The organism is Acidaminococcus sp. AM05-11, from assembly GCF_003472805.1.
GTDB classification, from domain to species: domain Bacteria; phylum Bacillota; class Negativicutes; order Acidaminococcales; family Acidaminococcaceae; genus Acidaminococcus; species Acidaminococcus hominis.
This window is the reverse complement of sequence record NZ_QRMX01000057.1, coordinates 1-4,344: the sequence shown is the minus strand read 5'-3', so window position 1 is coordinate 4,344 and position 4,344 is coordinate 1. Positions and strand designations below refer to the sequence as shown.

Genomic DNA, 4,344 nt, shown 5'->3' with positions numbered 1-4,344 from the left:
CCCAACACCCTGATTCCATAAAAAGGAGTCCCGTCTGGTCGCTGGTATTCCAGCTCGTAGCGGAAGGACGGAGAACCCAGACTGCCGTGGCTGCGGAGAGTGATGGCATAAGGAAAACACTCCGGCAGTTCCAGGATCCCTGAAATTTCCGGATCTAGTTCCACAGCCTGCCCATGGGGCAGCAGGAATCCATCTGTTTTCTCCTCCACTTTCCCTTCAGAAGCCAGGATTTCCAGCTGACCCTGAATCAGCGGCCAGTCTCCTGTAGATTCTGTTTGAACACAAGGGTAAAAATATCCGTTTTCTTGTACTGTCCAAAAGCGGTGGTTGGTCATATTCTACCTCCATCGGTTTTCTTTGGGCCGTACCCCGCAGTGTCTCCGAACCCAGTCATTGACCTTCCGCTGCCAGGAACCGGTTTCTGAACTGGAATGGACGAATTCTTCCTCAATATTGGAAGCCTGTGTAACGTCCGTATAAGAAAATCCTTTATACGTATATTTTGCCTGATAAAAAGGCAGAGGCTCTTTTCCTCTTTTCCAAACTCTCAGTTTGCCATTGTGGCTGGCCTCAATAAAAACGTAATCCCCAATACTGAACATCAGTTGTAGGTAAAGCCACTGGCCGTCCCGGCCAGGTCCAACACCAAATTGCCATAGTCATTTTCACTGTTTTTGACAAATGTAATGCCTGAAGCACTGGTCATGCTGACAGCCCCACCCAATAACGCCGTAGATCCCGTTGTACTGTTGAAAAGAATCTCTTTCGGGTTTGTCACATTTTCTACCAGCGTGTAGACGGAATCGGTATTTTGGTTCCCTGTAATTGCCAATTTGCTAAAATCTGCCACCGTATTGCTTAAATCAGTCGTTTTGCCATTCTGATTCAACACCTTTACTATGTAGTTATCCGCATTGCTGGCATCGTAGGTGGTAAAGGTAATCGTGTCAAAATTATTAAGGCTGTTGACGTCCACATTATAGGTATTGACTGTTAACGTGTTGTTCGCCGCTTTTGGGAAACCGGTATCATATTGAGTTAATTTCTCCCATTTATAGCCATACAAATCAGCGCCCTGCAAATTTAGCGTACCGGCAGTGTAGCCACTCGCAGTATCACTGGTGCGGTCAATGGTGATTTCATTATTTTTTATATCCACATAGTTATTATCCCCGCTGGAACGATTTCCATACAGCGAGCCCACGCCCCCTACAATCTCTCCGGTAATGGTACCGCCATGAATGTTCACTTTGTTATTGGTTACACCGCTTTTGCTAGTATATACGCCTTTGTTATCACTATCCTTATCATCATGCCTGCCGCCATATACATTGGTGATGACCCCATTGTATATTTCTACGGTATTACCATTATTCGTTCCGTGCTGCTTACTCCCGTTAATCGAGTGCGCTCCATAGACGCTGCCGATTACAGGAGCAGTTCCTGCATTAGTTGCCCCGCCGGCAATGATAATCGTATTATTAGATGCATATACACTACTGCCAGCTATATATCCTCCATAGGCAGTTTCCCACGTGGCACCAGAACCGGACCCTGCTTCTACCGTACCAAATTCCATAGTCTGATAATTCACTAATATCTTTTGGGTTGCCGTCCAGCCCTCGGCAGTTACCACTACCGTATGGGAGCTGGCAGTGCTGGACGAGTTGTTGTTAACCGGTATAATATCTGCTGCCCCTGCGCTGATTGGGCTGCCCAGCACCACGGCGCCGGCTAGTAACGAACAACCAACGCCCTTTGTCAAAGTGCTTCCTTTTAAACATAAACAAGCCGTTCCTTCCGCACCACCCACTGCGCCCCTGCGCCGGGAGTCTTTTGTGTGGTTTTTTGCCACTTCACTGACGCACACATAGCAATTTCGGACCTTCGACCAAATCACTTTATAAATCTTGTTCATCATAACGCCTCCCTATACACATCACAAATACTTGGGTAGGATGCAATCTCTAGGCTTTGCAGCAGACCAACATTTTCAAGATTGCGGCTTCCCCGTAAGTATCTATCCTTCACACCTTCTTTTACCTAAAACTTTATCTTCCCGTTTCCACAAGCTGCACTAAAAATCTGTTAAAACTGCCAGTATCTTGTCAGCTCAAGGTTTGAATCCCCTGTATTATGTACTTTCGCCCCCTATTCCGGTTATTTAGGCCAATGCTGTGTATACTTTTACGATTCACGCACCTTCTTAATAATCACCTGATTTTTCGGATATTTTTTATCCTAAGTGCCTCGTATTTCTCAGTTTTTCCACCCGTAGCAAGTTTTGTACAAACCCAACCGTACATTGGTAAATCGCCTTCTTACCGGAGGCAGCAGCCACAAAATCCGTCAATCTCCAGCTTCCAGGAACCGCCACAACGGACAAAAGAAAATCGCCGTTCCCGAAAAAGTCCCAGCAGCGACACTAAGCCTGGCAGTTTTGCTGCAAGAATTCTTCAGGAAAGCTCAACGCTCAAATGCAAATGGCTTTCCCTTACCAGCTTCGGCTGAGAGAACTCCGGGGTATTTCATTTTAAATATTGAAGTTGATTTAAAAATTTTCCGTGTATTTTAGTCACTTACATTATACTAGAAAATCGCCGGAAGGCCTAGGGTCACTGCAGCAGTTTGCATTTTCAATTAGTTATACACACCTCTTTTTTAAAACAATTTTCCCAGATGCCTAAGAAAAACTTAGCAGATTGACAACCGCAGCTTTCCAAAGATCACAACGGCTAAAACCAGAATACCACTTAGCTCAAGACCATACAGCCTGATATCCAGCAGACAATTCCTAAACAAAGCGGCAACGTAAAAAACGGTCTGGTTCACACAGGAATCAAGTGTGTTCCAGGCCGTCAGCCATCTCTATTCTTTTCTACGTGGGTATGCAGACGTTCATTGCATCATGCCACGTTTTTGTTCTACCATAGTAATGAGTTCAGATAACCATTCACTGATCAGCGGCAAGTCCAAGTTAATAACCTGGCTTATCACATATAGGATAATCGCGAAAATCAGCGTGGATCCAAGGGCTGCACCGACGCCTCTTAGAATTCCGGTGAGTAAATTGTAGAGGAAAAATCGTTTCCAATCACTCCGAAACAGCAAAATACTGCGCAATACATCAATCAGGTCATTCATCTCATTGCTGTTAGCCTTCAGCCGCTTTTGCAAATCTTCTAAAGAAGAAGGTTCCGGCTTATTCTCTTTTTTCCCAAACAATGACAATTTCATCGCATATATCAATCCTTTTCGTTCCGGAGCGGCTGTATATATCCGGTTCTTAGTTGCTGCTATAACAAGCCTGCTTCGCTTTTTCGTCCAATTTATTGTAGCATACTATATCGTAAACTGTCCGCAAAATCACCTAGAAAATTTACCAAGCCTATTAGGCAGAAAGACCGTCCAGCACATCGCCTAGCAGAAAGAAAGATTTTACAAATAGGGCTTCAGCTAGAGAAAATGGTGCCGGGTTACCCCAACTGCCATCCTACGGGAGGCAGGCGGTCAGGGGACGTTAATACCTAAATAAAAAGCGTATCACCTGGCCCGCCCCAACCGTCTTCCTGACGTCAGGCACCTTTCCCGCTTCAGTCGCCCCCTCTGCGCCTCTAGTAACTTTGGAATAGGCGCATCTCCCCCATGTCGGCCTTATCCATGGCGAAATGGAGGAGACAAGGGACGGCCGATGGCCGCTAATACTTGGATGAACTTCTATCGTCGCCTTCCGGCGACACTTCCTTAGCGGTTCGCCTTATTCCATTCGCCATCGCCTTGCAGGCTTGGCTCCTGGACGGCTGTCGCATGGGCCTTATTGACCAAACATCCTATGAATTCCTGTGGGGATGTTTAGATGCGGCCGCAACGTTTGAAGGAAGCTTGCGTAACCACCACGGTTCAACTTCTTATCAGTACTATATTTTGGATTATACTTGACCAGTAGTGTCACGGAAGCCTACCACAGTGGTTCGCAGCTTACCAATCAGCTACGCCCAGTTTGGGCTTGCTTCTGGGGCTGCTATCACATGGCTCACATTAGCCAAGAGCATTTTGATAAACTGATATGCTCTTGGATGTGAGCTCAAAGCGTGTGGTAGGTGTCAGCCAAGGGCTGACGGAGGAAGTTTATCTCAGCGTTTTGCGGCCGGAGGCCGCTGCCTTCCACTTAACAGTGCGCTGCTTGGCACGCACTGTAAAAGGGGAAGGAACGTTCCGCCCCCAGTATTAAAGCGGAACAAGGATGGGGTTCAACACCAGGATGCCCGGAGGGTTAATGCAGATACACTCTAAGAAAAACCATAACACCTGGATTGCCCCAACCGCCGGTGATTCCACCGGCAC

At 46.6% G+C, this 4,344-nt stretch carries 6 protein-coding genes; 2 read left to right on the top strand and 4 right to left on the bottom strand.

Annotated elements, in window-relative coordinates; all coding sequences use genetic code 11:
- The 3 genes from DW089_RS11160 to DW089_RS11150 form a co-directional block, all read right to left on the bottom strand.
- Positions 1 to 335: hypothetical protein (locus tag DW089_RS11160; RefSeq protein ID WP_147351172.1), on the bottom strand; the 335-nt coding region annotated here is incomplete at its 3' end.
- A 3-nt stretch (positions 336 to 338) separates the two neighbouring features.
- Positions 339 to 602, bottom strand: a complete 264-nt coding sequence (locus tag DW089_RS11830) for an EH signature domain-containing protein (protein WP_118287298.1) — start codon at positions 600 to 602, stop codon at positions 339 to 341.
- Positions 602 to 1,921: an ESPR domain-containing protein gene (locus tag DW089_RS11150; protein ID WP_199614924.1), complete on the bottom strand. Its 1,320-nt coding sequence runs from the start codon at positions 1,919 to 1,921 to the stop codon at positions 602 to 604. The genes DW089_RS11830 and DW089_RS11150 overlap by 1 nt, the downstream gene beginning before the upstream one ends.
- Before the next feature lie 363 nt (positions 1,922 to 2,284).
- Here DW089_RS11150 and DW089_RS11395 point away from each other — a divergent pair, with 363 nt between their 5' ends.
- The gene (locus tag DW089_RS11395) at positions 2,285 to 2,575 is read left to right on the top strand and encodes a hypothetical protein (RefSeq protein WP_158572377.1); all 291 of its coding nucleotides are present in this window, start codon (positions 2,285 to 2,287) and stop codon (positions 2,573 to 2,575) included.
- Positions 2,576 to 2,898: 323 nt separating this feature from the next.
- On the opposite strand, the gene DW089_RS11145 is transcribed toward DW089_RS11395, so the two are convergent.
- Complete coding sequence (locus tag DW089_RS11145; protein ID WP_118287296.1) at positions 2,899 to 3,237, bottom strand: DUF5665 domain-containing protein; 339 nt, start codon at positions 3,235 to 3,237, stop codon at positions 2,899 to 2,901.
- Positions 3,238 to 3,705: 468 nt separating this feature from the next.
- Between DW089_RS11145 and DW089_RS11530 the strand changes: the two genes are divergently transcribed.
- Positions 3,706 to 3,939, top strand: coding sequence for a hypothetical protein (locus DW089_RS11530; RefSeq protein ID WP_199614922.1), 234 nt, complete (start codon positions 3,706 to 3,708; stop codon positions 3,937 to 3,939).
- The last annotated feature ends 405 nt before the right edge of the window (positions 3,940 to 4,344 follow it).